We start from the raw sequence: 24854 nt of genomic DNA on the forward strand, positions 1-24854 counted from the left end.
TCGCTCCACCTTGCGGTATCGCAGCTCATTGTACCGACCATTGTAGCACGTGTGCAGCCCAAGACATAAGGGGCATGATGACTTGACGTCGTCCCCACCTTCCTCCGAGTTGACCCCGGCGGTCTCCTGTGAGTCCCCATCACCCCGAAAGGCATGCTGGCAACACAGGACAGGGGTTGCGCTCGTTGCGGGACTTAACCCAACATCTCACGACACGAGCTGACGACAGCCATGCACCACCTGTACACCGACCACAAGGGGGGCACCATCTCTGATGCTTTCCGGTGTATGTCAAGCCTTGGTAAGGTTCTTCGCGTTGCGTCGAATTAAGCCACATGCTCCGCTGCTTGTGCGGGCCCCCGTCAATTCCTTTGAGTTTTAGCCTTGCGGCCGTACTCCCCAGGCGGGGAACTTAATGCGTTAGCTGCGGCACCGACGACGTGGAATGTCGCCAACACCTAGTTCCCAACGTTTACGGCGTGGACTACCAGGGTATCTAATCCTGTTCGCTCCCCACGCTTTCGCTCCTCAGCGTCAGTAATGGCCCAGAGATCCGCCTTCGCCACCGGTGTTCCTCCTGATATCTGCGCATTTCACCGCTACACCAGGAATTCCGATCTCCCCTACCACACTCTAGCCTGCCCGTATCGACTGCAGACCCGGGGTTAAGCCCCGGGCTTTCACAACCGACGTGACAAGCCGCCTACGAGCTCTTTACGCCCAATAATTCCGGACAACGCTCGCACCCTACGTATTACCGCGGCTGCTGGCACGTAGTTAGCCGGTGCTTCTTCTGCAGGTACCGTCACTTGCGCTTCTTCCCTGCTGAAAGAGGTTTACAACCCGAAGGCCGTCATCCCTCACGCGGCGTCGCTGCATCAGGCTTTCGCCCATTGTGCAATATTCCCCACTGCTGCCTCCCGTAGGAGTCTGGGCCGTGTCTCAGTCCCAGTGTGGCCGGTCGCCCTCTTCAGGCCGGCTACCCGTCGTCGCCTTGGTAGGCCATTACCCCACCAACTAGCTGATAGGCCGCGGGCTCATCCTTCACCGCCGGAGCTTTCAACTTCCCCCCCATGAGGCAGGAAGTATTATCCGGTATTAGACCCCGTTTCCGGGCTTGTCCCGAAGTGAAGGGCAGATTGCCCAGTGTTACTCACCCGTTCGCCACTAATCACCCCGAAAGGCTTCATCGTTCGACTTGCATGTGTTAAGCACGCCGCCAGCGTTCGTCCTGAGCCAGGATCAAACACTCCGTGAATGTTTTCCCGTAATCGGGAGACACACACGACGAGCGGGACACCACAGCCGGAATAAGGCGTGATGTCCACAGCGTCCTCGCTAGTGTTGCCCGGCCGCACCCCCTGCCGAAGCAAAAGGGCCGTCCGGGTCTTTTCAAAGGAACCACCAACCCACCCGCAAAGGATGGGCCGGGGTATCAACATTTGGCGTTGACTTTTGGCACGCTGTTGAGTTCTCAAGGAACGGACGCTTCCTTTGGTCCCTTTTCACGGGGCCCTCCGGGCGCTTCCCTTCGGTATTTCGTGTTTCCGACTCTACCAGACGCTTTCGTGCCCGATTCCCCGTCGGCGGGGTTTGTCTTTCCGGCTGTTGGGCCGTTCCGACGTCCCGAACTCTAGCGGATTTCCCGGGCGGCTCACAATCGAGCCTGTGGAATCAATTCCGGCATACCGAAATCATCCCGAGTGGGAAGTCGTGCTGTGTTTGGGTTGCCGCTTGCACGGCTCAAGTGGCTGCTGCGGAACCGTTTCGGCTCCGGGGCAACTCGGAGAACTGTACGGATCAGCCCCCCGGTCAGTCAAACGTGAACGAGCCGCCCCGCCCGACGCCCGCGACGAACCGTGCCGCGCCCTCGCGGGTGTCGGCAGCGAGCGAGACCATGCCGTGCCGCCACTCGTTGGCGAGGGCCTCCTCCTCCGTCAGTCCCTGCTGCTCCAGGAGCGCCAACCGGTTCTGGCGGAGGCAGGTCTGCGGGAAGCGCGCGAGTTCGGCGGCGAGCTCCTCGGCGGCCGTGCGTTCCCGCCCGACCGGGACGACTCTGTTGGCCAGGCACAGAGCTTCCCCGGTCGGGCCGTCCACCGCGCCTCGTACCTCGGGCCGGGAGAGGATCACCGTATATACGGGCCCCCGTCGCTCCACCCGTACGGAATCCTCGGGATTCCCGGATCGAACCGGGACCGGGGGCTCAGCAGCCATGACTTCCTGCGTCGATCTCGCGGACCAGGTCGAGCGCCCTGCCGAGTGTGGTGAGGCGGGCGTCGAGGGTGTCGCCCGCGGGATAGAGGCGGACCGTGTCCACCCCGGCGGCGCGCCAGACCCGCAGTCGCTCGCGCACCATGTCCTCGGTACCGATGAGCGTGGTGGCCAGCACCATCTCGTCGGTGACAAGTCCCGCCGCGCCTTCCCGGTCGCCGGCCTGCCAGCGCTCGTACACCTCGGCGGTGATCTCGGCCCAGCCCTGTCGGCTGTAGGCACTGTTGTAGTAGTTCGTCGTGGCGGAACCCATGCCGCCCAGGCTGAAGGCGAGCTCCTTCTTCCGGCCGGCCAGCATCACCCGCAGCGTGTCCTCGTCGTCCGCGAAGGCGACCTCCGCGCCCTGACATACATCAAGGTCCGCGCGAGTGCGGCCGGACGCGGTCAGGCCCGCGTCGAGGTGGTCGAAGTACGCCGCCTTCGCCCCCTCGGGAACAAAGCTGGTGCCCAGCCAGCCATCCGCGATCTCACCGGTCAGCCGCAGCATCTTGGGCGAGAGGGTGGCCAGATAGATGGGGAGGTCGTACTCGGCGCGCATCGACAGGCGCATGGGCTTCGCGTCGCCGCCGGGCAGGGGGACGGTGAATTCCTTTCCGGCGTACGAGATCTTCTCGCCGGCGACCGCCTGCCGCACGATCTCCACGGTCTCCCGCATCCGCGACAGCGGCCGGGCGAACGGGACACCGTGCAGGCCCTCGATCACTTGTGGACCGGACGGGCCCAGGCCGAGGAGGAAGCGGCCCTCGGAGATCTGCGAGAGAGTGATCGCCGCCCGCGCGATGGCGGCCGGTGTGCGGGTGGCGAGCTGGATGATCCCGGAGCCGAGCAGCATGCGGTCGGTGCGCGCGGCCAGGAACCCGAGCGGTGACGGGGCCTCCGAGCCCCAGGCCTCGGCCACCCAGCAGATGTCCAGTCCGAGCTTCTCGGCCTCGGTGACGAAGTCGACCGTCTCGCGCCAGTTGCCCGAAGATGCCTCGACCGTCGTTGACGTACGCATCACGCTTCCGGCCTTTCCGTCTTGTCTGCCGATGCCGATGTCTGTGTCTGTGTCTGTGTCTCTGCCAGCTTCTTGATCGTGTCGAGAGTGGTGGTGATGCTGTGCTCGATCTCCCGCAGCCGCACGAAGATGATCTTCTGTTCCTTGGCGGGCATACGGTCGATGGCGAAGGAGATGCCGGAGCGAGCCGGGCCCATCCGCATCCACTGGCGGAGCTCCGTGCCGCCCTTGTCCGGTTCGAGGCTGAACCGCCAGGTCGCGGTGGGGTGTTCGGGATCCTCGACCGCCCAGGCGAGCAGCCGTTCCGGCTCGTACTCCACGAGGTGCGAAGTGGTCGTCCACTCCCCCAGCGATTCGTGCTTGTTGCGGCCGACGAACCGGGCGCCGAGGAACGGGCCCGTCACACCGTCCAGCCACCGCACCGACTGCAGTTCGGCGCTCAGCTCCGGCATGAGCCCGATGTCGGATACCAGCTTCCACACCCGCTCCGGTGGGGCGTCGATCCAGGCCCGCACCTCGACCGTCGGTTTGTCCGCATAACGTACGCCGGTCCACTCCATGACCACGAGAGTTGCTTAGATGGACTTACTCGTCAAGAGGGTCGAGGTTGTTGAACCGACGCTGTACGTCGGGGCGTTCGGCCAGGCGGGGCGGGTATCCGGGGCCCAGGAGCGGGCGGGTGTCCTCGGATGTCATGGGTTCCTTGCAGGCGGCGCACACCACTTCGGCGTGGCTGTCGTGACCGCACGGGTCGTGGTGGAAGACGACCGGCGGGCCCTCCTCGCCGGACAGCCAGCGGTCGCCCCACTGGTTCATCGCGGCGAGTACGCCGAAGAAGTCCCGGCCCTTCTCGGTGAGCACGTAGTCGTAACGCACCGGTTGCTGCTGGTACGGCCGTTTCTCCAGCAGTCCTTCGTCCACCAGCCGCCGCAATCGGTCGGTCAGGGTGTTCCGCGCGATTCCGAGTTCCTGTTGGAACGTGTCGAACCTCTTGATGCCGTAGAACGCCTCTCGCAGGACCATCGGCGTCCACCAGTCGCCGAGCAGGTCCATGGTGCGGGCGATCGAGCATGGCCAGTTCGCAAAGGAAGTCCGCCTCATGCGGCCCAGCATATGAGGGTCTCGCGACGAGACTCTGCAGCCAGATCCCTTGACAGGCACCCGGCGGAGCGAATCGACTTCTGTGGCGACGATCTTCACCGTCGCCACCGTTCCCGTCCCTCGATTCCCCTTAGGGAGAGCACCACTCCATGCCTCTGACCGACATGCCGCTCGACCAACTGCGTGACTACCGGCCCATGTTGGTCGAACCGGAGGGCTTCGACGCCTTCTGGACCAGCACCCTGTCCACCGCCCGCGCCGCCTCGGACGGACCCGCACGGTACGAGCCGGTGCGGGCGTCCCTGCTGAACACCGTCGATGTCTACGATGTGCGCTTCCCCGGCTGGGGCGGCCAGCCCGTCGCCGCCTGGCTCCTGCTGCCGCGCGGCGCCGCAGGGCCGCTGCCCGCCGTGGTGAACTACCTCGGCTACGGCGGCGGGCGCGGCCTGTACACCGAGGGGCTGCTGTTCAGCGCCGCCGGTTATGCCCACCTGATCGTCGACAGCCGCGGTCAGGGGCACGACACCCCCGACCCCGATCCGGCCGTCGGCACCCAGTATGTGCGCGGCTTCATGACACGCGGCATAGACGACCACCGGGCCCACTACTACCGGCGGTTGATGACCGACTGCGTACGTGCCGTCGACGCGCTGAAGGAGCATCCGGCCGTCGACCCGGAGCGTATCGTCGTCTACGGCGGCAGCCAGGGCGGCGGACTGGCCCTGTCCACCGCCGGACTTCTGGGGGACGGCGTCGCCGCCGCGCTCGTCGATGTGCCGTTCCTGTGCCACTTCCGGCGCGGGGCGCAGACCGCGGCGGAGGGACCGTATCCGGAGATTGCCCACTACCTGGGTGCCCACAAGCGGGCCGACCCGGAGGCCGCCTTCCGTACGCTGTCCTACTTCGACGGTGTCCACTTCGCCGTGCGGGCTACGGCGCCCGCGCTGTTCAGCGTCGGTCTGATGGACCCCATCTGTCCGCCGTCCACCGTGTTCGCCGCGTTCAACGCGTACGCGAACGACACCAAGGACATCCGGGTCTGGGAGTTCGGCGACCACGCGGGCGGCCGGGGCTCCCAGGCCCAGGAGCAGCTCTGGTGGCTGGCCGAGCAGGGGCTGGGGGCGGCGGGATCGCTCAATGGATCGCGCGCCCCATCGCTGAGCGCCCGATGAGCACCCGCTGAGGGAATCGCGCCGTAGGACGCCCTACCCGTCCAGCGCCTGCGGGGGCGCTGGACGGGGCGTCCCGGCCGTTGATCGGCCGGAGATTACGGGGCGTTCGGGCCTACGTCGGCCGGCGTCAGGGGCCGGTACACGGGTGCTGCGGTCGCGTACTCGTCGCAGCCGATGTCCCGGCTCGTACCGCGCGGGTGGCCCTCGATGTCGAGGGTGACGGGCGGCTGCCTCAGGGTGGCGGCGCCTATCGCGGGGCTGGTCGCCGACAGCCGGGCCATGCCGTCGGAGCCGGTCACCAGCTTCGGGTCGGTGCGGGTGAAGGTCCCGGCCGGGATGTTGCCATTGGCTGCGGCGCCGAACAGGATGTTGCTCTGCCAGGTGAAGCGGACCGTGGCCCCCATCGCCACCAGGTCGCCCGAGCGGCCGACCAGCAGGTTGTCCGCGATGACGACATCGCGGGGTTCGTGCGCGCGCGTCTCGCCCGAGAGACTGCCCGCGTTGTTCAGGAGCGTGTTGTGCGCGATGAGCACGCGGTCGGCCGCGTCGTTGCCGCGCCGGGCCTCGACGGACTCACCGGGGACATGGTCACGGGCCGAACCGCTGCCGACGACCAGGGCCCGCCCGGACAGTCCGGCCAGGTAGTTGTTGACGATCTTGTGGTCGTTGCCGTAGATGCGTACACCTTCCTGGCCGTTGACGATCCAGTTGCTGTCGACGGTGGAGCCGTTGCCGTGCCGCAGGACGATGCCGCCGAGGCTGTCGCGGATGGTGTTGTAGCGGATGGTGTTGCCCGAGGACTTGACCGAGATGGCCTCCGGGTCACCGTTGGCCCGCTCGAACAGGTTGAGTTCGACGACTGCCTTGGCGCTGGTGAGCGCGCGCCCGCTGACTCCCAGGCGGATCGGCTCGCCGCCGTTGGCCCCGGCGAAGGAGTGGTCGGAGAAGTAGTTCTTGAACACCTGGACCTGCTGGGCCATGCCCTCGGTGCCGGCCCCCTCGATCCCGAGGAAGATGCCCAGTGTGGACTTGCCGTGGAAGTGGTTGCGGTCGACCTTGCTGAAGTCGGCGCGCACCATCACCCAGTGCAGCCCCTCGACGTCGGCCAGCTGGAAGTCGTTGCGGGTGAGCCGGATCTTCGCGCAGTTCGCCGGGATTTCCAGTGTGGTGCTCTGCCGGAACGAGAAGCCGCTGATGGTGACGTTGTCGGAGTCGGCGAAGACGAAGCTGCGCTGGCCGCGCAGGATGACACCGCCGCGGGACTGGGCGGTGACGGTGATGGGCTGGGTGTCCGTACCGTGCTTGCCCTTGACGTTGATCGGCTTGTCGTTGGGCACGGTGTAGGTACCGTTGGCGAGGGTGATCACGGCGCCGGGTGCCGCGCTGTTGATCGCGGTCTGCAGGGCGGTCAGCGAGTCGACGGCCACCGCGGCCCGTCCCGCCGGGGCGGCGCCAACACCCCGCGCGGTGGCGGGCAGGGCCATCAGAGCTGCTCCCAGGGCGGTGCCGGTGAGGAACGTACGACGTTGCATGGTGCCTCCACAGTGCTGGATCAGGGCTGGATCAGGGCTGGATCAGGGCTGGATCGGTCGTGCGGGTGTCGTACGGAAGGGCCGCACGTTGTACGGAGAGCTCAGGCGCCGAGTGCCCGGTCGGACCGGGGCGCGAGGAAGAGCTCGATGACCGGGACGGGGGTATCGGGGCGCTGGACCGGGAGTTGCAGGGTCAGGGTGCCGGGGGCCTGGCCGCCCATGCGGGTGTTCTGGGCGGGCAGGTCGGGGTCCACCTGGACCCGGACGATCTCCGACGCGTCGTTCAGCAGCTGCGCGTAGCGGACCCGTCCGGCGAGTCCGGGCAGATGGATGTGGCGCAGCGGCCAGGCAAACAGGTGCAGATAGAGCCGGTCGCCGCGCTGGGTGTACCGGCAGTCGGGCGGCGCGGTCCACTCGGCGGGGCCGCAGCCGCGCACCGATCGTTCGTGCAGGTCCATCCACCGGCCGAGGTCCGCGAGTACGGCGGTGGCGTGGGGGTCGATGTCGCCGCGGCCGGTGGGTCCGACGTTCAGGAGCAGGTTGCCGTCCTTGGACACGCCGTCGACCAGCATGCGTACGAGCAACTCGGCGCTCTTGTGGTCGAGGTTGTCGCGGTCGTAACCCCAACTGCCGTTCAGGGTCTGGCACGCCTCCCATAGCACCGGGCGGCCGCCGTCGGTCATCGGCCCCGACGGCTGGTACTGCTCGGGGGTGATGAAGTCCCCGGGGATGCCGGTGCGGTCGTTGACCAGGATGCCGGGCTGGAGTTCGCGTACGAGTGCGAGCAGCCGGTGCGAGTCCCAGTCGTCGGGTCCCTTGCCGCCCCACCACTCGTCGCGGCCCGCGTAGGAGAAGTCGAAGAAGAGATAGTCGATGGTCCCGTAGGTGGTGAGCAACTCCCGTACCTGGCCGTGGAGATACTCCTGATAGTCGCGGATGTCACGGTCGGCGGCGGCCTCGATGTACGCCGCGTCGTCGCGTCGTGGGTGGGTGCCGTCGACGGGGAACGCGGGGTGGTGCCAGTCGATCAGCGAGTAGTAGAAGCCGACTTTGAGGCCCTCGGCCCGGCAGGCGTCGACGAAGGGGCCGATCAGGTCGCGGCCGTGCGGGGTCTTGGTGACCTTGTAGTCGGTGAGCGCGCTGTCCCAGAGGCAGAAGCCGTCGTGGTGCTTGGTGGTGAGGACGACATAGCGCATACCGGCTGCTTTTGCCGTACGGGCCCACTCGGCCGGGTCGTAGCGGTCGGGGTCGAAGTGGTCGAAGTAGACCTGGTACTGGTCGTCGGTCAGCCGCTCCCGGTTCTTGACCCATTCGTGCCGGGCGGGGAGTGCGTACAGCCCCCAGTGGATGAACATGCCGAGCCGGTCGGTGGTGAACCAGGTGCTGTCGGTGCTCGCGCTCACAGGCGTCGTTCCTTTGTCGTCATGTCGTCATCTCATCCTGTCGTCGCGATGTGGCGGGGGCGCGATGCGGCGGGGGCGCGGTGTGGTGCCTCAGCCCTTGAGTGCGCCGGAGGTCAGGCCGTGCACGAAGGAGCGCTGGAAGAAGAGGAAGACGACCACGGACGGCAGCAGCGCCAGCAGCGACGCGGCCATCACCACGCCCGGTGTGACGGCGGGGTCGATGCGCAGGGTGCGCAGGGCCAGCGGCAGCGTGTACGAGGAGGAGTTCGTCGCCACGAGCAGCGGCAGCAGGTACTGGTCCCAGATCATGGTGAAGCCGAAGACCCCGATGACGCCGAGGGCGGGCTTGCACATCGGCAGGATGATCTGGGCGAAGATGCGCAGGTCGCCCGCGCCGTCGATGCGGGCGGCCTCCTCCAGCTCGCGGGGCACGTCCTTCATGAACTCGGTCATGACCAGGATGGAGAAGGCCCAGGCGCCCAGCGGCACGATCATCCCGGCGAGGGTCCCGATGAGGTTGAAATGCACCACAGGCAGGTCGGCGAGGATCAGCGACAGCGGGATGGCCAGGATCTCCTCCGGCAGCATCAGCGTCGCGAGGATGGCGACGAACACCACCGTCATCCCGGGAAAGACCTTCCTGGCCAGCGCGTAGCCCGCCAGGACGGACACCGCGACCTGGAGCAGCAGTCCGAAGCCGACCACGAAGAACGAGTTCATCAGGTACTTCAGTACGCCCTCGTCGAAGGCCACCCTGAAGTTGTCCAGGGTGGCGCCGGAGGGAATGATGCTCAGCTGCGTGGGGTCCTTGACGTGGTTGAACGCTCCGACGAGCAGGGCCAGCAGCGGCCCGGCGAAAAGGAGCAGGACAAGGGCGTAGGTGAGCGCCTTGAGTACGCGGCTGCCCGCGCTCCTGCTCTCGGTCAGCCCCAGCGCGGTCTCGGTCGGCGCGCTCATGCGTTTCCCCTCCGTCGGAACAGGTGGACGCCGACGGTCAGTACGAACGTCGCGGAGAACAGCAGGACCGCGCCGGCCGCGCCGACTCCCAGCCGGTTCTGTTCGAGGCCCAGCTTGTAGATGAGCGTCATGACGACTTCGGTGGAGCCGTCGGGGCCGCCGTTGGTGAGCAGGAAGACCTCGGTGAAGACCCGCAGGCCGCGGATGGCGGCGAGGACGAACAGGATCGAGAAGACCGACCGCAGTCCCGGCACGGTGACGTGGCGTACGCGCTGGAACCTGGAGGCGCCGTCGACCTTCGCGGCCTCGTACAGGCCGCGGTCGACACTGGAGAGGCCCGCGAGGAAGATCATCATGTCGTAGGGCGCACCCCGCCAGATGCCGGTGAGCATGATCGAGGCCATTGATGTGTCCGGGTCGTTGATGAATCCCGAGGGGCCGAATCCCAGCAGGCCGATGAGGGAGTTCATCATGCCGTCGCCGGTGGGGTGGTACATGATCCGCCAGAGCTCGGCGACCACCGCGATCGGCACCACGACCGGCAGGAAGGCCGCGGAGCGGATGAAGCTGAGCCGGCGGCTCTGCCCCTCCATGAGCAGGGCGAGCGCGAGCCCGAGGAGGATACAGCCCGCGGTCTGTCCGACGGCGAGGACCACGGTGTGCCAGGCGGCCTCGCGGAAGCCGTCCGAGGCGAGGATCGTGGCGTAGTTGCTGCCGCCGACCCACTGGTTGCCCAGGTAGGGCTGCACGTCCTGGAAGGACATGATGACCGCGTTGCCCATGGGGATGAACTTGAAGTAGAGGAAGAGAATCAGCGCCGGGGCCAGGAACAGCCAGGGCGTCCACCACCGGCCTCCTCTGCGGCTGCGGCGCGGCCTGCCGGCCTTGGCCGAGGGGGCACCGGCCCGTGGCGCGGTCCGGCCGGTGACGCTCTCCGTACCGGCCGCACCCACCGCGTCGACCGTTCCTGCCTCGGACGGCTTCACCTGGTGGACGCTCATGACGCGGCGATCCCCTGCTCGTCGAGGATGCCCTTGAGCTTGCCGTCCAGCTCCTTGAGTTCCGCCTTGGTGTCGAGGCCGCAGTCGGCCACCAGGGCGTTGATGGTGTCGGCGGTGCTCTGCCGCACGGGGGTCCAGTTCGGGATGGACGGCGCGTAGCGGGCGGAGGACTCGTAGATCTCGGCGTACGTCTTCCAGCGGGGGTCCGAACGGACCTCGGAGACGTCGACCTTCCTGTTGACGGGGAGCTGCACGATGTAGCCCGTCTCACCCTCCATGCCGAGCTTCTGGCCGTCGACGGAGACCGCGAAGTCGGCGAAGGCGTCCTGGCCCGCCTGGTTCTCCGAGCCGGCCATCAGATAGACGGCGCCGCCCTCGGCGAGCACCGTGGAGTCCATCGGGCCCTTGGGCATGGGGACGACCTCGTACTTGTCCTTGCCGAGGGTCTCGTCGAAGCGGGGCATGAGGTAGGGGCCGACGACGAACATGCCGGTCTTTCCGGCCTCGAACGTCTCGTTGGTCGGCGGGGAGTCCATGGTGACGGCGCCGGGCTGGATGGTCTTGTCCTTGCAGCCGAGGTCGCGGAACCACTGGACGGCCTCGACGGACTGCGGTGTGGTCATCGAGGGCTTGTACGTACCCCGGCCGACCTCGGTGATGAAGTCGCCGCCCGCGGCCCAGAGGAAGTTGGAGAAGTACCAGGAGGCATAGCCGCGCTTGGTGGACAGCGGGGCGGCCAGCCCGTGGGTGTCGCTCTTCCCGTTGCCGTCGGGGTCACCGGTGGTGAACTTCTTGGCCATCGCCGCGAAGTCGTCCCAGTCGGCCGGGACCTTCAGGCCGAGCTTCTCGCGCCAGTCCTTGCGGATCAGCAGCGCGCCCGCCTGGGCGGAGTAGGGAATGCCGTACTGCTTGGCGTCAGGACCCTTGCCGGACGCGAGGCCCTGCGGGGCTATGTCCCCACTGCTCTTGATCTTCTTCAGGTCGATCTCCCTGACCAGGCCCTGGCTGTGCATCGCCCCCAGTTGTGTGACGTCGTTGAGGACGATGTCGGGAAGGTTCTTCTGGGCGGCACGCTGCTGGAGCTTGGTCTCGAAGTCGTCGAAGATCGCCGTGACCTTGATCTTCTTGCCGGTGGCCTTCTCAAAACCGGCGACGAGCTTGAGCGTCGCCTTCTCGCCGGGCCCGCCCGGCGTGGTTCTGGTCCACAGTTCGAGGGTGGCGTCCGGGTCCTGCTTGGCGTTCGACCCGACGGGTCCCGACGAGCAGCCCGTCAGGACCAACGAGGACACGAGGAGCCCCGCACCGATCAACTTTGATTTCCGCATGGCTTCTCCCGGTCGCCTGTATGAACAGCGTTCACAAATCTAGAAAGCGCTTGCCGGGGACGCTAACGTCTCGGCTGGACGAGGGTCAATAGTCGGATGACTGCGGAAATTTGGGCATCGGCTTGGACCGAGGGTGCGTCGTACGGCTGAACACATCCGACGTATCGTGCGATCGCAGCGCACGGCAGCGAGTCGGCACAGACATGCAAGGGACCGGAAAAGATGGCTGAAGCAGCACAGGCTCCGACCGCACTGCTCGTGATGGAGGAGGGGCGCAGGGCCGACGTCTATCCGGCAGCCGTCCTGAAGGAGATCGGCGACCTCGCCCAGTGGCAGGGCCCGCCGCTCACTCGCGCCCAACTCGCCGACCAACTGGACGTGTTGAGCGAGGTCGACGTCCTGATCTCCGGATGGGGAGCGCCGGTCCTCGACGCCGAGCTGCTCGGCCACGCCCCCCGGCTGCGGGCGGTGCTGGTGGCCGGGGGCTCGGTGCGGCACCTGACGACGCCGGAGTTCTGGGCCCGGCGGATCCCCATCGTGTCCGCGGCGGCCGCCAACGCCGTACCGGTCGCGCAATTCACCTTGGCCCAGATCCTGTTGGGGCTCAAGCAGGTGCATCGCATCTCCCGCGAGGTCAGGGACAGCCGGAGCTTTCCGCACGATCCGCCCGTCCCCGGCGCGTACGGCTCGCGGGTGGGTCTGCTGGGCCTGGGCCAGATCGGCCGCCTCGTCGCGGCCCACCTGCGGAGCTTCGGCATCGAGGTGCTGGCCGCCGACCCCACGCTCGACGCCGCGGGCGCGCAGGAGTTGGGCGTACGGCTCGTCGACACGGACGAACTCTTCGCCACCTGCGAGGTCGTCAGCCTCCATGCGCCCCTGCTGCCGGAGACCGAGGCCCTGGTCGGCGACCGGCTGCTTTCCCTGCTCAGGCAGGGAGCAACGGTGATCAACACGGCTCGCGGGGCGCTGCTGGACGAACCCGCGGCCATCGATGTCCTGCGCCGCAGGCCCGATCTCACCGCTGTCCTAGACGTGACGTGGCCCGAACCCCCGGGGCCCGAGTCGCCGCTGTTCACGCTGCCCAATGTCGTCCTCACCCCGCACCTGGCCGGCGCCATGGGGTCCGAACGGGCACGCCTGGGCGAGCTGGTCCGCGACGAGCTCCGCCGCCTGGTCAGCAACGAGCCGCTGCGGCACGCCGTCGACCCCGCTCACGCCGGGACCCGCGCGTAGAACGCGCCCGGTGGGATCCGGGCAGCCGGCCGCCAAATGCGCTGCGACGTCCCCGGAAACGCCTCAGGGGCCATCCGAGGATGGCCCCTGAGCTGCGGAAATTTCCGACATCGCTGTCGGGACGACAGGATTTGAACCTGCGACCCCTTGACCCCCAGTCAAGTGCGCTACCAAGCTGCGCCACGTCCCGGTGCCCGCCTGGCCTGGGGTTTCCCCCCGGCTGAACGCGCTTGAGAACGATACCGCACTTCGGCCGATGGTCACGAACCCCTTTTCGCATTTCCCTGCTTGACCTCAAGTGCGCTTGACGTCGCACGGTGAGTCGCATGACAAACACAGCCACCCCGACGGTCCACGGCTACCGGGACCTGAACCGGCTCATGGCCCTGATGACGGGCGACGAAAAGCACGGTCCAGCGGCGACCTCCACCCTGGACAGCCTCTGGGTCCTCTACGACCGGGTGCTGCGGGTATCGCCCGCGACGGTCGATCTGCCGGAGCGGGACCGCTTCCTGCTGTCCAAAGGGCACGGACCCATGGCGTACTACGCGGTGCTCGCCGCCAAGGGCTTCCTGAACGAAGAGCTGCTGCCCGGATTCGGGGCGTACGCGTCGATACTCGGGCACCATCCCGACCGCACGCTCGTGCCGGGCGCCGAGATCGGCAGCGGGTCGCTCGGGCACGGGCTTCCGCTGGCCGTCGGAACGGCGCTCGGACTGCGGGCCCAGGGACTCACCGAGCCGCGGGTGTGGGTGCTGATCGGCGACGCCGAGCTGGACGAGGGCAGCAACCACGAGGCCATCGCGTACGCGGGGCCCGCCGGACTTGAGCGACTGCACACCCTCGTGATCGACAACTCCTCCGCCAGCCTCGGCTGGCCCGGCGGCATCGCCTCACGCTTCGAGGCGGCCGGCTGGTCGGCCGCCACGGTGGACGGCCGGGACCACGAGGCGCTGTACGCCGCCTTCACCGCGCCGCACCCGGGACGGCCTCACGCGGTGGTCGCCCGGGTCGAGCCGAAAAGCTGACGCGCTAACGCGCTGATGAGCACAGACGTACCGCCCAGACATGCCGAAGCACGGAAGGAATCCGCTCATGGACACCATGCGGGACCGGTTCATCACCACCACGTCGGAGCTGCTCGACGAAGATCCCCGGCTTGCCGTGGTCCTCGCCGACATCAGCAGGGACGGTTTCCAGCAGGCACAGCGCAAACACCCGGACCGGGTGATCAATGTCGGGATCCGCGAGCAACTGCTGATCGGGGCGGGCGCCGGGCTCGCCCTCTCCGGGATGCGGCCGATCGTGCACACCTTCGCCAGCTTCCTGGTGGAGCGGCCCTTCGAACAGGTGAAGCTGGACTTCGGGCACCAGGGCACGGGCGGGGTCCTGGTCAGCATCGGGGCGTCGTACGACTGGCCCGCGTACGGCTTCACCCATATGTCGCCGGGTGATGTGGCACTTCTCGACACGCTCGACGGCTGGACCGTCCATGTGCCGGGGCACCCGGACGAGGCCGAGACGCTGCTGCGGCAGGCCGCCGCCGGGAATGACCGGGTGTACGTACGGCTGTCGATGCAGGCGAACGAGCGGGCGCGGGCGGTCACCGGGGCAGGGTTCCTCACGGTGCGGGAGGGCGGCTCCGGTGTGGTCGTCGCCGTCGGGCCGATGCTCGACAACGTGCTCGCGGCCACCGAGGGGCTCGATGTCACCGTCCTGTACGCGACGACCGTGCGGCCCTTCGACGCGGTGGCGCTGCGGGCGACGGGGCACACCGATGTGGTGATCGTCGAGCCGTACCTGGCGGGTACGTCGACGGCAGCCGCGAATGACGCGCTCGCCGATGTGCCGCACCGGGTCCTCGGGCTGGGGGTCGGCCGACGCGAGCTGCGGCGCTACGGCGCGGTCGAGGAGCACGACGCCGCGCACGGCCTGGACGCGCGGGCGCTGCGCGAGCGCATCGACGGCTTCCTCGCGGCGAGCGCGAGGCCCGTCGGGCTCCCGTCCAGTCCCGTCGGACGCCCGTTGAACGCCCGTTGAACGCCCGTTGAACGCCGGCTCTAGCCGGTGACCGCCCCGCCCAGCTCCGGGTGGGCGTCGAGCAGCTTGCGCGGGGCGGCCTGGCGCCAGGAGTCGAGCAGGATCGCGGACAACTCCTGCTCGTCCTCCAGCGCCGCGAGCCGCACCCGCAGCCAGGCGTAGTTGTCGTCGTGGCCCTCGCGGAGGAAGAACTTCGCCGGCTCCGCGTTGATCAGCTCGGCCCGCTCCTCCTTGGGGCACTTGATCCCCATGGAGCTGTCGTCGTCGCCGAGCGCGGCGAAAATCTTTCCGCCCACCCGGAAGGTGGGCATGCCCCAGGCGAGCTTCTCCGCCCCGTCGGGCAGTGAGAGCGCGATCCTGCGTACGTCGTCGGCGGTCACCATCGGCGGTCTCCATTCTGGCGGGAGAGAGCGAATTTCAGCTTGCTGACGACCGTACGCCGTGGCACTGACAATCCAGCCCAGCCGGCCGGCGCACCCGGCGCAGCTTCTCCTTCCCCGCTCCGCCCCTTCCCGAACTGAAGCTCTGTCCGGACCCCGGCCCGTGGGAATCCTCGTAACACCGGTCCTCTGCCGACCCATTGACCCCTGTGTTGGCGGGAACCTACGCTGAGCGACGCACTTCAGAAAGCGCTTTCTACCGCCCGTAGCCGCCTCACCAGCACCCGGGAGCGCCCCATGAGCCATCCCGCACGAAGACTGCTACTCCCTCTCACCGTCCTCGGATCGCTGCTCGCGCTGATTCTCGGACTCGGCGTGGCCCTGCCACCCCCCGCCCAAGCGGCGCCTTTCCGCGTCCTGGTCTTTTCCAAGGTCACAAACTTCGCCCACGACTCCATACCCGCAGGCATCGAAGCGATCAAGAAGCTCGGCAGCGAGAACGGTTTCGAGGTCGAGGCCAGTGACGACGCCACCGCCTTCACGGACAGCAACCTCTCCCGCTTCCAAGCCATCGTCTTCAACAACACCAACTCCACGCCGGAGAAAGGTGACTTGCTGAACGCGGAGCAGCGGGCCGCCCTGCAGAAGTTCGTACGCGGGGGTGGCGGCTGGGTCGGTCTGCACGCCGCGTCGGCGAGTGAGCGCGACTGGGGCTGGTACGAGGGCCTGGTCGGCGCGATCTTCGACAAGCACCCCGAGGTACAGACAGGCAGGGTCAAGGTCCTCGACCAGGCGCACCCCTCCACCAAGGGCCTTCCGGAGCTCTGGGAGCGCTCCGAGGAGTGGTACAACTGGCGCACCAATCCGACCGGCAAGGTGCACACCCTGGCGCAGATCAAGGTGCGCGACGGCGTCACCGGGCTGGACGAAGGTGTTGATCACCCGTGGTCCTGGTGCCAGAACTACGACGGCGGACGCTCCTGGTTCACCGCCGGCGGGCACGCCAAGTCGGCTTTCCAGGAGAAGGACTTCCTCCAGCACATCCTCGGTGGCATCCAGTGGGCCGCGGGCAACAAGCCCGGTGACTGCACCGCCACCAAGACCGGTGCCTTCCAGCGCACCCCGCTGGCGACGAACGACCTCGCCGACCCCTTCGAGCTGGCCGTGGCACCCGACCGGCGGGTCTTCTTCGCCCAGCGCACCGGCAAGCTGAAGGTCATCGACCAGACGACGCTCAAGGTCACCACCGCGCTGGACCTGGCGTACACCCCGGAGATGACGAGCCAGTCCGACGGGCTGCTCGGGCTCACTCTCGACCCGGGCTTCGCCAAGAACAACTGGCTGTATCTGCTGCACTCCGACAAGACGGAGAAACGGCTGAACCTCTCGCGCTTCACGGTCAGCGGCAACACCGTCGACCCCGCCACCGAGAAGCGGCTCCTGACCATCCCGACCCTGCGCGGTGAGGGCCGGGCCAACTCCCACATGGCCGGGTCGATCACCTTCGACAAGGCGGGCAACCTGTACGTCGGGACCGGCGACAACACCGACCCGTTCGCCTCCGACGGCTTCGCGCCGGTCGACGAGCGCGAGGGGCGCCGCGCCTGGGACGCCCAAGGCACCTCCGGCAACACCAACGACCTGCGCGGCAAGGTACTGCGCATCGCCCCGCAGACGGACGGTACGTACACCGTCCCTGAGGGCAATCTCTTCGCGCCGGGTACGGACAAGACGCGGCCCGAGATCTACGCGATGGGTATGCGCAACCCGTTCCGGATCACCACCGACCCGCTGAGCGGCGCGCTGATGGTCGCCGACTACGGGCCCGACGCACGCCAGGCGAAGCCCGACCGGGGGCCCGAGGGGACCGTCGAGTACACCCGTGTCACCAAGGCGGGCAACTTCGGCTGGCCGTACTGCATCGGCAACAACACCCCTTTCAACGAATACGACTTCGCGACCCAGACCTCGGGTGCGAAATTCGACTGCGGCGCCCTGGTCAACGACTCGCCAAACAACACCGGGCTGCGTGAGCTGCCGCCCGCCCAGCCCGCCACGGTCTGGCACGGCTACTCCGCGTCGGCCGAGTTCCCCGAGGTCGGCACGGGTGGCGGCGGGCCGATGAGCGGTCCCGTCTACGACTACGACCCGGCCAACCCCTACCGCACCAAGTTCCCCGAGTACTTCGAGGGGAAGTGGCTGAACTACGAGCTGACGCGGCAGTGGTTCAAGGCCTTCTCCTTCCAGCAGAAGGACCAGACGTTCACGGACCCGCGCTTCCCGCCCGCCAAGGCGGGTGAACTCCAGTCGATCAACGGCGTGTTCGGCGACATGAAGTGGAACCAGCCTTTCGATGCCGACTTCGGTCCCGACGGCGCGATGTACGTCATCGACTTCGGTCTTGGCAGCGGCACCGGCCGTGGCGGCAGCAACGAGGGCGCGGGCATCTACCGCATCGACTACGTCGCGGACGGCCGGCTCCCCGACGCCAAGGTCACGGCGAGCCCGGACAGCGGTCCTTCGCCGCTGACCGTGAAGTTCTCCAGCGCCGGGTCCGGGCTGCCGGGCGGCAAGCCGGTGACGTACGCCTGGGACTTCGACGGCAACGGCAGCACCGACTCCACCGAGGCCAACCCGTCCCACATGTACCGCACCAAGGGCCGCTTCACCGCCCGCCTCACGGTCACCGCGCCCGACAAGCTGACCGGGCTCACCGTGCAGGAGATCACCGTGGGCAACACCCGGCCCGTCGTGACCATCCAACAGCCCCCGAACGGTGGGATGTTCAGCTTCGGCGACACCATTCCCTTCACCGTCAAGGTGAAGGACCCGGAGGACGGCAAGAAGATCGACTGCTCGCGAGTGGTCGTTCAGTCCCAGCTCGGCCACGACAGTCATCTGCACCCGCTCGACAACTACACCGGCTGCACGGGCGAGATCGTGACCGACGCCGGTGATAGCCACGGTCCCGGACAGAATCTGTACTACGGGATCACCGCGCAGTACGCGGACAAGGGCGGCCCCGGTGGCGTCCCGGCCCTGACCGGCTCCACGTCGCTGACGCTGCGCCCGGCGCTGCGCGAGGCCGAGCACTTCACCACGACGGGCGGCGCGCACGACGGCGCCGTGGTCACCGCCCGCGCGGACTCCTCGGGCGGCAAGCGGCTGACCGAGATCGAGCACGGTGACTGGGTCGCCTTCGATCCGGTGAATCTCAAGGGCATCGACTCGGTCACAGTGGGCGCCGCGTCCGGCGGTCTCGGCGGAGACGTCGAATTCCGCGCGGGATCCCTGACCGGCCGACTGCTCGGCAAGGTGAGCGTCCCGAACACGGGCGCCTGGGGCAATGTCGTATCGCCGACCGTCAAGCTGGCCGATCCCGGCGCGAGCATGAAGCTGTACGCCGTGTTCAGCAACCCCCAGTGGTCCGCGGACAAGCCCGACCTGTTCGCCGTCGACTGGCTGCACTTCAACGGTCCGGGCGTGGAGAAGGAGGGCGGCACGACGGTCTCCGTCACCGCCGCCCCGACCGGTGGCACCGCCCCGCTCGCGGTGAAGCTCACCGGCAAGGTCAAGCCGGCCGCGGGCCGCACCGTCGCCTCCTACCACTGGGACTACGGCGACAACGTCAAGCCCACGGGCACGGAGGGCCCGGCCGCCGAGCACACCTACGCCCGCAAGGGGGCGTACACCGCGCATCTGACCGTGACCGACGACAAGGGCGACACGACCTCCGGCGCTGTCCGGATCAACGTGAGTTGAGGGAGGTGGCAGCAGTGAACGGCACACGACGCTCATTCCTCGGCGCGGCCGTCGGGATCGCCACGGCGGCCGGGCTGAGCAGCCCCGCGCAGGCCGTCGACGCGGCCGATGCCCGGCGGCGGATACCGCCGTCGGGCATCGGCATGCACCTCTACACCATGCGCACACCCCTGGCGCAGGACTTCAAGGGGACGCTGGTCCGGCTCGCGGAGATGGGTTACGCCACGGTCGGGGTCAGCGGCCGGCACGGGCACAGCGCGGTGGACATCCGGCGGATGCTCGACGAGACACGGCTCAAGGCGGTACTCGAACATGTCGGGTACGACGTCGTCTCGGGCAGCGGCCTGCCCCGGGCACTCGACGAAGTCCGCACCCTCGGTGGGAAGTGGATCGTCGTACCGAGCCTGCCGGGATCGCTCCACAGCCCGGCCGGATTCCGGGAAGCGGCACGGCAGTTCAACCGGGCCGGGCTCGCGGCGCGCAAGCTGGGGATGAAGGTGCTCTTCCACAACCACGGCAGTGACCATGTGGTGGTGGACGGGGTGAATCTGTACGACATCCTGCTCACCGAGACCGATCCGGAGCTGGTGGGCTTCGAGCTGGATGTGTACTGGGCGACGAAGGGCGGCGCCGATCCGGCCCGGCTGTTCGTCGGGCATCCCCGCCGATTCCCCGCCCTGCATGTCAAGGACATGGCCCCCAACGGGGACTTCGCGGACGTGGGTTCGGGGGTTCTCGACTTCCCGGCGATGTTCGACGACGCGCGGCGCGGCGGCGTCACACAGTGGCTGGTCGAGCACGACGCGCCGGCCGACCCGTTCGCGACCGCGCTGAGCAGCTATCGGTACCTGTCCCGGCTGCGGTACTGAGCCACGGGCGAAGCGAGGTGGTGCCGCCGGTCCCGGTATTGCGCGTTCCCGGGGCCGTGGCTCGCCCCCGCTCATCTCCATGCCCGTCACTTGCCGGCGAGCAGGTCCCTGTACCAGGCGAGCGTCGCGTCCAGGGTGTCGGCGAGCGGCGTAGGTGTCAGCCCGTACGCCTTCGCGATGGCCGTCGAGTCCACGATCTGCGCCTCGGTGTGCTGGTAAAACATCTCGGCGTACGCGTCCACGAACACCGCGTCGAACGGGCCGAACGGGCGCAGCTCGTCGATGACGACGATATTCAGCGGACGGCCGACCCGCTGCTCGATCATGGTGAGGATCTCGCGGGTGGTCAGGGCAGGCGCGGTGGGCAGGTGCCAGACACGGCCGTCGCCGTCCGGGTTCTCGCCGAGGGTGGCCAGGCCGGTGGCGACATCGCCGATGTACGTGTAGCTGTGCGGCAGTTCGATGTTGCCCAGGGCGGGCACCTCTCCGCCGGTGAGCGCGCCGGGGAAGACCGCGCCGCCGAGGGAGGAGTTGAGGACACCGGGTCCGACGAAGTCGGCCGACCGGCCCAGCACCACCCGGATCCGCCCCTCGCTGTGGGCCGCCAGGTATCGCTCGTCCAGGTCGGCCCGCATGCGGCCCTTGCTGCTGGTGGCGTTCCACGGCGAGTCCTCGGTCATCACCGCGCCGTGGGTCTCGCCGTACGGATACAGCGTGTCGAGGACGACGAGTCGCGCGCCGACCGCCTCCACCGCTGCTACGACCGCCTCCTGGACCCGGGGCATGACCTCGACCGCCAGGTGATAGGCGACATTCACGCAGTGGTAGACGACCGCCGCGCCCTCGACCGCGGCGCGGGCGCCGTCCGGTGTGGCGACGTCGGCGGCGCGGCGCCGTACGCCCTCGATGGCGGGTCCGTCGCCGCTGCGGTTCACCAGGTCGACAGGGTGGCCGCGGTGGGCCAGTTCCCGGGCGAGCGCCGTGCCGGCCGGTCCTGCGCCGAGAACCACCTGAAGGCTATTTCCGATTGTCATGGTCCTACTCCTTCGCCGTTATTCACTCTCACTTCTGTTATAGACAGTAACCGTTGCGATCGTCCATAACAAGAGGTGTTCATGGCGGTGTTATCGTCCGTAACCAACGCGATTCCCCATAACGAAAGAGCCGTCATGGTCCAAGCCCCGCAAGGTCCCCGTGCCAGGTACCGCGAGCAGACGCGCACCGAGATCAAGGACGCCGCCCTGCGCCAGCTTGCCGACGGCGGTGTCGGCGCGCTCGCCCTCACCCGGATCGCCAAGGAGATGGGGCTGTCGGGTCCGGCGCTCTACCGCTACTTCGCGAGCCGTGACGATCTCCTGAACGCGCTGATCAGGGACGCGTACGACGATGCCGCCACGGCCGTCGGAGCAGCAGCCGTCGCCGGTACGCCGCCGAAGGCCCCCAGGCAGCGCCTGCACGTGCTCGCGCGCGCCTACCGCGCGTGGGCCCTCGCGCAGCCGCACCGCTATCTGCTGATCCAGGGCACCCCGGTCCCGGGGTATGTCGCTCCCGGCGACACCCTCGACCGGGCGCGGGCCGTGCTCGGGCCGTTCCTGCCCGTCTTCGCCGGGGCGGCGCCCGGCGCCTCCGTGCTGCCCGTCGTACGTCAGACGACCGACTGGGCGCGGTCGGACGAGGCCGTAGCGGGCTGGGTGGCCGAGTACGTGCAGGAGGCCGAGGCCGGGCAGGCCGGGGCCGGGGAGAGCGGGGCCGGGCAGGCCGGGATCGCGGGGCAGGCGCTGGCGGGCGCCGTGCTCGCCTGGGCCCAGCTGCACGGCACGGTCAGCCTCGAAGTGGCCGGGCAATTCGCCGGCATGGGCAACGACGGCGCGACCCTCCTGACCGCCCAGATCAACACCCTGGCGGACGCCTTCTCACTGGAGTGAGAGCCGGGGCGAAGGCGCCCACCGCCGACCCGCGCGCGGGTCAGTCCTCCGCGGTGGCCGCGCCCAGCAGGCCGCGGATGTGCGTCGTGGCGTCCCGGAACTCCGGGCGCACCACGGTCTGCGCGTAGTCCCGCTCGGCGGGCAGACCGACCTCGACGATCTCGGTGATGGTGCCGGGCCGGGCGCTCATCACCACCACCCGGTCCGCCAGATACACCGCCTCCGAGATGGAGTGGGTGACAAGGAGGACTGTGGTGCCGGTCTCCCGCCAGATGCGGTTGAGCTCCATGTTCATCTGCTCGCGGGTGAGCGCGTCGAGCGCGCCGAACGGCTCGTCCATGAGCAGCACGGGCGGCTCGTGCAGCAGCGCGCGGCACAGCGCCACCCGCTGCTGCATGCCGCCGGACAGCTCGTGCGGGTAGGCGTCCTCGAATCCGCCGAGGCCGGTCATCTCGATCAGTTCGTCGACCCGCCGGCGGGCCTGCGGGGCCGGCATTTTGCGCATCTCCGCCTGGAGGAGGATGTTGCGCCGAGCGGACCGCCACTCAAGGAGTGCGGCGCGCTGGAAGACGTAGCCGATGTCGTGGCGTGGTCCCTTCACCTGCTCGTCGCGGAGCCTGACCTGGCCCGACGAGGGCTTGAGCAGCCCCGCGACCAGTTTGAGCAGGGTCGACTTGCCGCAGCCGGACGGTCCGACGATCGCCACGAATTCGCCCATCGCGACATCGAGCGACACCTCGCGCAGCGCGGTGACGTCCCTGTCCTTCGTACGGAACCGCACAGCCACATCCTGAAGGCGGACCGCCGCGGTGGTGCCCACACCGGCTGAGGTGTTCTTGCCAGTGCCGTCCTTGGCTGTACTCACTGCGGGCTCCCGGAGCGTCGAGTCCCTGGCCATCGTCATCCCTTCAGGGCCGTGGTGGCATCCCAGTACTCCGACACGTCCTTGGGGTTCTTGACCATCCCGGCCTCGGCGAATACGTCGATGGTCTGCTGCCAGTCGGCCTCGGTGTTGACGCCCGGCGCCTTGCCCTCGGTCGCCTCGGTGTGCAGTAGCGACAGGGTGGTCTTGAACTGCTCCGACAGCACGGCTTTGGGCGGCAGTTGCTCCGATGCGCCGTCCATCGACGCGACCGCGGGGCCGGGCGCCTTCTCGGCCGCCGTCCACGACTCGCTGACGGCCTTCACCATGCGCTTGGCGACGGCGGCCCTGCTCCCGGTCAGGCTCTTCTGCCCGGCGATGAGGCCGTTGGAGTAGAAGTTGAGTCCGTGCTCGGAGAAGCGCAGGTAGCCGACGTCCTTCTTGGCCTTGGCCTGCATGGTCGGGCCCTGGTCGCTGGCGTAGCCGAGCAGTGCGTCGGTCTTGCCCGAGATGACTGCGGCGATCTTGCCTGCCGGGTCGGTGTTCTGGACCTTGACGTCGGACTCCGAGAGGCCGTTCTTCTTGAGGAAGCTCGGGAAGGTCTTGGAGAGCGCGTCCCCGGCCGTCCCGGCGATGGTCTTGCCCTTGAGGTCCGCGGGCGTACGGACGCCCTGCGCCGAGAAGAACTGCACCGAGGCGGGCGTGGTCTGGAGGAAGACGCCGAGGCTCTTCACCTTGATGCCCTGATCGACCCCGGCGAGCACGGCGGGGGTGTCCGCCCAGCCGAAGTCGCTCTGGCCGGCGGCGGTCGCCTGCACGGTCTTCTGCGAGCCCTGGCCGGCCCGGATCGTCAGATCGATGCCGTGCTTCTCGAAGATCTTCTTCTGCTTGCCGTAGTAGAACGGCGCGTGTTCGCCGTACGGGTACCAGTTGAGTGTCAGCGTGACCTTGTCGAGTTTCTTGCCCGAGTCGCTCGTGCTGGTGCCGGCGCCGTCGTCTCCGCAGGCCGCCGTGGCGACCAGCATCAGCGGTACGAGCCCGATCAGAAGTCTGCGCGCATGCATGGAGCCGGCCCTCTCGGAGTGTTCGTACGTGGATTCGTCCGTGCGTGGGTGCGCTCAAAACACCTGCTGGGTGGTGACTCAGTACGCGGTGGTGACGGAGGCGTCCCGGCGGCTGGCGTGCCACGGGAGCAGCAGCTTCTCGGCGATCTCGACCAGCACGAACAGGACGACGCCGATCATCGACATGACGATCAGCCCGGCGAAGAGCATCGGGGTGTCGAGGTTCCCGTTGGCCTGGAGGATCACATAGCCGAGTCCCTCGTTGGCGCCGACGAATTCGCCGACGACAGCGCCGGTCACGGCGAGTGTGACGGCCACCTTGAGTCCGGAGAAGAGATGGGGCAGCGAGGCGGGGAAGCGGATCTTGACGAAGGTCTGCCAGGGACTGGCGCCCATCGTGGAGGACAGTTGCAGCATTTCGGGATCGACCGCCTTGAGGCCGGTCACCATGGAGATCACGATGGGGAAGAAGGCGATCAGTACGGCGATGAGGATCTTCGGCGCGATACCGAACCCGAGCCAGACCACGAACAGCGGCGCGATCGCGATCTTCGGTACGACCTGGGCGAACAGCAGAATCGGATAGAGCGTCTTCTCGACGGTCGACGAGTAGACCATCACCACCGCCGCGAACACCCCGACGGCGCCGGCGATCAGAAAGCCGAGCAGCGTCTCGTAGGTGGTCACCCAGGTGTGCTCCGCGAGGTAACTGCCCTTGTCCATCAGCACATCGAGAGTCGCGCCGGGCGAGGGGACGAGGTACGCCTCCACCAGTTCGGCCTCGGCGATCACCCACCAGGCGCCCAGACAGACCAGCAGGAGAACGACCGGCCGCCAGCTCTGCTCGGCCACCGCGCGCAGTCTCTCCCCGGTCCCCGGTCTCTCTCTGGGCGCAACTCCTGCCACTTTGGGCGTCGTTGTCGGCATGACGCTCTGACTCACTGTGAACTCCCCTGCAAT

Annotated in this window: 21 protein-coding genes, 1 tRNA gene and 1 rRNA gene; 7 read left to right on the plus strand and 16 right to left on the minus strand. The window is 68.1% G+C overall.

What is annotated here, in order from left to right; genetic code table 11:
• The 5 genes from ABCR94_RS28465 to ABCR94_RS28485 form a co-directional block, all read right to left on the minus strand.
• A 16S ribosomal RNA gene (locus tag ABCR94_RS28465) occupies positions 1 to 1258 on the minus strand; the annotation flags it as partial.
• Between the two features lie 554 nt (positions 1259 to 1812).
• Complete coding sequence (locus tag ABCR94_RS28470) at positions 1813 to 2214, minus strand: Clp protease/crotonase-like domain-containing protein (RefSeq protein WP_521978024.1); 402 nt, start codon at positions 2212 to 2214, stop codon at positions 1813 to 1815.
• Positions 2204 to 3268 (minus strand): LLM class flavin-dependent oxidoreductase, encoded by a 1065-nt coding sequence (locus ABCR94_RS28475; protein WP_347123145.1) that lies wholly within the window; start codon positions 3266 to 3268, stop codon positions 2204 to 2206. Before ABCR94_RS28475 ends, ABCR94_RS28470 begins: the two co-directional genes overlap by 11 nt.
• Positions 3268 to 3828 (minus strand): SRPBCC family protein, encoded by a 561-nt coding sequence (locus ABCR94_RS28480; protein WP_347123147.1) that lies wholly within the window; start codon positions 3826 to 3828, stop codon positions 3268 to 3270. Before ABCR94_RS28480 ends, ABCR94_RS28475 begins: the two co-directional genes overlap by 1 nt.
• 25 nt (positions 3829 to 3853) lie before the next feature.
• Complete coding sequence (locus ABCR94_RS28485; RefSeq protein WP_347123149.1) at positions 3854 to 4369, minus strand: winged helix-turn-helix transcriptional regulator; 516 nt, start codon at positions 4367 to 4369, stop codon at positions 3854 to 3856.
• 149 nt (positions 4370 to 4518) lie between these two features.
• Between ABCR94_RS28485 and ABCR94_RS28490 the strand changes: the two genes are divergently transcribed.
• Complete coding sequence (locus ABCR94_RS28490; protein ID WP_347123150.1) at positions 4519 to 5541, plus strand: acetylxylan esterase; 1023 nt, start codon at positions 4519 to 4521, stop codon at positions 5539 to 5541.
• A 95-nt stretch (positions 5542 to 5636) separates the two neighbouring features.
• Here the strand turns inward: ABCR94_RS28490 and ABCR94_RS28495 are convergent, their stop codons facing one another.
• The 5 genes from ABCR94_RS28495 to ABCR94_RS28515 all read right to left on the minus strand — a co-directional run bounded on the left by ABCR94_RS28495 (position 5637) and on the right by ABCR94_RS28515 (position 11759).
• A complete protein-coding gene (locus tag ABCR94_RS28495; protein WP_347123152.1) occupies positions 5637 to 7073 on the minus strand; it encodes a polysaccharide lyase 6 family protein in 1437 nt (478 codons plus the stop codon).
• A gap of 101 nt (positions 7074 to 7174) precedes the next feature.
• On the minus strand, positions 7175 to 8476 hold the full coding sequence (locus ABCR94_RS28500) for an alpha-L-fucosidase (RefSeq protein WP_347123153.1): 1302 nt from the start codon (positions 8474 to 8476) through the stop codon (positions 7175 to 7177).
• 90 nt (positions 8477 to 8566) lie between these two features.
• Positions 8567 to 9433 (minus strand): carbohydrate ABC transporter permease, encoded by an 867-nt coding sequence (locus ABCR94_RS28505; protein ID WP_347123155.1) that lies wholly within the window; start codon positions 9431 to 9433, stop codon positions 8567 to 8569.
• A complete protein-coding gene (locus tag ABCR94_RS28510) occupies positions 9430 to 10434 on the minus strand; it encodes a carbohydrate ABC transporter permease (RefSeq protein WP_347123156.1) in 1005 nt (334 codons plus the stop codon). Before ABCR94_RS28510 ends, ABCR94_RS28505 begins: the two co-directional genes overlap by 4 nt.
• Positions 10431 to 11759: an ABC transporter substrate-binding protein gene (locus tag ABCR94_RS28515; RefSeq protein ID WP_347123157.1), complete on the minus strand. Its 1329-nt coding sequence runs from the start codon at positions 11757 to 11759 to the stop codon at positions 10431 to 10433. The genes ABCR94_RS28510 and ABCR94_RS28515 overlap by 4 nt, the downstream gene beginning before the upstream one ends.
• Before the next feature lie 222 nt (positions 11760 to 11981).
• On the opposite strand from ABCR94_RS28515, the gene ABCR94_RS28520 reads away from it, so the two are divergent.
• On the plus strand, positions 11982 to 12992 hold the full coding sequence (locus tag ABCR94_RS28520) for a hydroxyacid dehydrogenase (protein WP_347123158.1): 1011 nt from the start codon (positions 11982 to 11984) through the stop codon (positions 12990 to 12992).
• Between the two features lie 116 nt (positions 12993 to 13108).
• Here the strand turns inward: ABCR94_RS28520 and ABCR94_RS28525 are convergent.
• Positions 13109 to 13182: transfer RNA gene (locus ABCR94_RS28525), tRNA-Pro, on the minus strand.
• A 136-nt stretch (positions 13183 to 13318) separates the two neighbouring features.
• On the opposite strand from ABCR94_RS28525, the gene ABCR94_RS28530 reads away from it, so the two are divergent.
• Both ABCR94_RS28530 and ABCR94_RS28535 read left to right on the plus strand, forming a co-directional pair.
• Entirely contained in the window at positions 13319 to 14020 is a 702-nt protein-coding gene (locus ABCR94_RS28530) for a thiamine pyrophosphate-binding protein (RefSeq protein ID WP_347123159.1), read from the plus strand.
• Positions 14021 to 14087: 67 nt separating this feature from the next.
• A complete protein-coding gene (locus ABCR94_RS28535) occupies positions 14088 to 15032 on the plus strand; it encodes a transketolase family protein (RefSeq protein WP_347123161.1) in 945 nt (314 codons plus the stop codon).
• A gap of 20 nt (positions 15033 to 15052) precedes the next feature.
• Here ABCR94_RS28535 and ABCR94_RS28540 read toward each other — a convergent pair whose 3' ends face one another.
• Complete coding sequence (locus ABCR94_RS28540; protein WP_347123162.1) at positions 15053 to 15415, minus strand: MmcQ/YjbR family DNA-binding protein; 363 nt, start codon at positions 15413 to 15415, stop codon at positions 15053 to 15055.
• A 294-nt stretch (positions 15416 to 15709) separates the two neighbouring features.
• Between ABCR94_RS28540 and ABCR94_RS28545 the strand changes: the two genes are divergently transcribed.
• Positions 15710 to 19174, plus strand: a complete 3465-nt coding sequence (locus ABCR94_RS28545; RefSeq protein ID WP_347123163.1) for a ThuA domain-containing protein — start codon at positions 15710 to 15712, stop codon at positions 19172 to 19174.
• A 143-nt stretch (positions 19175 to 19317) separates the two neighbouring features.
• Entirely contained in the window at positions 19318 to 20043 is a 726-nt protein-coding gene (locus ABCR94_RS28550) for a sugar phosphate isomerase/epimerase family protein (RefSeq protein ID WP_347123588.1), read from the plus strand.
• A gap of 86 nt (positions 20044 to 20129) precedes the next feature.
• Here ABCR94_RS28550 and ABCR94_RS28555 read toward each other — a convergent pair whose 3' ends face one another.
• On the minus strand, positions 20130 to 21077 hold the full coding sequence (locus ABCR94_RS28555; protein WP_347123164.1) for an NAD-dependent epimerase/dehydratase family protein: 948 nt from the start codon (positions 21075 to 21077) through the stop codon (positions 20130 to 20132).
• A gap of 135 nt (positions 21078 to 21212) precedes the next feature.
• Between ABCR94_RS28555 and ABCR94_RS28560 the strand changes: the two genes are divergently transcribed.
• Positions 21213 to 21968 (plus strand): TetR/AcrR family transcriptional regulator, encoded by a 756-nt coding sequence (locus tag ABCR94_RS28560; RefSeq protein WP_347123165.1) that lies wholly within the window; start codon positions 21213 to 21215, stop codon positions 21966 to 21968.
• A gap of 40 nt (positions 21969 to 22008) precedes the next feature.
• Here the strand turns inward: ABCR94_RS28560 and ABCR94_RS28565 are convergent, their stop codons facing one another.
• The 3 genes from ABCR94_RS28565 to ABCR94_RS28575 all read right to left on the minus strand — a co-directional run bounded on the left by ABCR94_RS28565 (position 22009) and on the right by ABCR94_RS28575 (position 24821).
• Positions 22009 to 22872, minus strand: coding sequence for an ABC transporter ATP-binding protein (locus ABCR94_RS28565; RefSeq protein ID WP_347123166.1), 864 nt, complete (start codon positions 22870 to 22872; stop codon positions 22009 to 22011).
• Positions 22869 to 23894 carry an ABC transporter substrate-binding protein gene (locus ABCR94_RS28570; protein ID WP_347123167.1) on the minus strand — a complete coding sequence of 342 codons (1026 nt, stop codon included), beginning with the start codon at positions 23892 to 23894 and terminating at the stop codon, positions 22869 to 22871. The genes ABCR94_RS28565 and ABCR94_RS28570 overlap by 4 nt, the downstream gene beginning before the upstream one ends.
• Before the next feature lie 78 nt (positions 23895 to 23972).
• Entirely contained in the window at positions 23973 to 24821 is an 849-nt protein-coding gene (locus tag ABCR94_RS28575; protein ID WP_347123168.1) for an ABC transporter permease, read from the minus strand.
• Positions 24822 to 24854: the final 33 nt, after the last annotated feature.

Origin of the sequence: Streptomyces changchenzhani, from assembly GCF_039766235.1 — a bacterium.
Taxonomy (GTDB): domain Bacteria; phylum Actinomycetota; class Actinomycetes; order Streptomycetales; family Streptomycetaceae; genus Streptomyces.